This is a genomic window from Tabrizicola thermarum (assembly GCF_003574395.1).
Lineage (GTDB): Bacteria > Pseudomonadota > Alphaproteobacteria > Rhodobacterales > Rhodobacteraceae > Tabrizicola > Tabrizicola thermarum.
Map to the genome: position 1 here is coordinate 1 of NZ_QMJY01000053.1, position 1,690 is coordinate 1,690.

At 63.3% G+C, this 1,690-nt stretch carries 3 protein-coding genes; all 3 read right to left on the reverse strand.

The features are described 5' to 3' along the window. Positions 1–132 precede the first annotated feature (132 nt). Genes D5084_RS09130 through D5084_RS09140 form a run of 3 tightly spaced genes read right to left on the reverse strand, consistent with a single transcriptional unit; the run spans position 133 to position 1,422 of the window. Positions 133–885 carry a UPF0149 family protein gene (locus D5084_RS09130; RefSeq protein WP_238382586.1) on the reverse strand — a complete coding sequence of 251 codons (753 nt, stop codon included), beginning with the start codon at positions 883–885 and terminating at the stop codon, positions 133–135. Continuing rightward, on the reverse strand, positions 830–1,156 hold the full coding sequence (locus D5084_RS09135) for a type II toxin-antitoxin system RelE/ParE family toxin (RefSeq protein WP_128515202.1): 327 nt from the start codon (positions 1,154–1,156) through the stop codon (positions 830–832). The genes D5084_RS09130 and D5084_RS09135 overlap by 56 nt, the downstream gene beginning before the upstream one ends. Next, complete coding sequence (locus D5084_RS09140; RefSeq protein WP_238382587.1) at positions 1,153–1,422, reverse strand: hypothetical protein; 270 nt, start codon at positions 1,420–1,422, stop codon at positions 1,153–1,155. Before D5084_RS09140 ends, D5084_RS09135 begins: the two co-directional genes overlap by 4 nt. Positions 1,423–1,690: the final 268 nt, after the last annotated feature.

Here is a 1,690-nt window from a genome sequence, read left to right on the forward strand (position 1 = left end):
AACCACACCGAAACCGATCAGCAGGTGCAGGCAGTAGCTTAACTCACCCGGAAATCTGTTCAAACATCGGGGAGTAGCTCACTTACGACTGCGCCGGGGTCTACCTGGAGACGGATTTCTGAAGCGAGGGGATCAATGGATCGCTTCGGCGCCGCAGCACTTCTTGAACTTGCGCCCCGAGCCGCATGGACAGGGATCGTTGCGGCCGACCTTTGCACGTGGAACAGGCGCCCCGGGCAGATGGGCCTGTCCCGGCACCCTGCCTTGAGCCTTCCCCCAGGCATTCAGGTTCGCGACCAGATCGGGGATCATGTCCGGGGCCATCGCATCCAGTTCCCGGATGGCGTCCGCGCCCAGTTCGGACCCGCCTGCGGCAATGTCGTGCAGGGCCAGAAGCAGGGGAATGCTGGACGCGATCTCCTCGTCGCTGCTCTCGACGCTTGCCTCCCAGGCTTCCGGGCGCAACTGCATCGCGCGCTCAAAGCCGGTGATCCAGGGCTCCCACATCAGATCGCCGGTCAAAGGATCCTTGTCATAGACGGCTTCATATTCGGTCGGGGTTTTCGCCAGACCGCGCGCCACGCGGTTGTAATGCGCCATCACGGCATCCAGCGTCGCGGTCGCCTGATCCATGTCGGCAAAATGCGGGGCGATGTCGTCACCCCACACCAGCGGCAGCCATTCACTGGGCAGGATCATCTCGGGGCACACGAGGATGCCCGCGACGAAGCCGTCGAACTCGCTCAGCAGCATGCCGTCGTTTTCGGGCGGCAGGGCGAGCAGGCGTTCGGAAAGCTGCGCCAATTGTCTCTGGCCATGACCCATGGCACTATCTCCTTTCCTTCCGGCGCCGCATGCTGCGCTGTGCCCAGTCCGCGCCGCCATAGGTGACCGCATAGATCAAGACTTCGGCGGCGGCGTCATCCACCACGAAGGCGATGACGGCTTTCCGCCCGGCCGGAATCGCACGCAGGCCGGGGGCGATGTCATCGCGGAGGCTGCCCTTGTGCGGCGTATCCTTCAGTGTGGCGATGGTCGCCTCGATCTCGGCGAGTTTCCGCGCGGCGATATCCGGCCCGGCATAGTCGAGGATCCACTGCACGATGGAGTCGAGGTCACGCGCGACGCGCGGATGGAAGCGGATGCGCCAGGTCACGCTCCACGCGCAGCGCCAATGGTGGCCCGGGCGGCCGCGAAGGCGTCGTCCTGCTCGATGAACGCCTCGCGCGGTGTTTCCATGCGCGCACGGATTTCCTGCGCGAGCGCCGACAGGGCGATCCCGCGCTCCTCCTCGTCCTGCATCATCTGTTCCAGCGCGGCTGCGACGGCGGCACTCTGCGTCGCGAACACGCCCTGCCCCACCTTCTCCGAAAGGAACCGGTGATGGCGGTCGGTGAAGCTGAGGGTAGTCTTTACAGTCATCCGCGCCTCCGATGGCATGACTGAGTCATATACTGGAAGGCGGCGACGGTTTCAACGGCGGGAGCGAGGGACGCGCGGGGCCCGTCGATGGGGGGCTCGGCAAACGTTGACCAGGTGTTGACAAGAATTTGGAACGACGAAAGCCGAGCGTTATGCTCGGCTTTTAAATCTCTGATAACACGTCATAATTTGGTTGCGGGGGCAGGATTTGAACCTGCGGCCTTCAGGTTATGAGCCAAAGGTGAGCGATTCCAATATCTTAGCCAGT

What these genes read in the sequence shown, in the direction of transcription:
- D5084_RS09140 (WP_238382587.1), bottom strand. Translation starts at nt 1,422, where the DNA reads ATGACTGTAAAGACTACCCTCAGCTTCACCGACCGCCATCACCGGTTC.
- D5084_RS09130 (WP_238382586.1), bottom strand. Translation starts at nt 885, where the DNA reads ATGGCGGCGCGGACTGGGCACAGCGCAGCATGCGGCGCCGGAAGGAAA.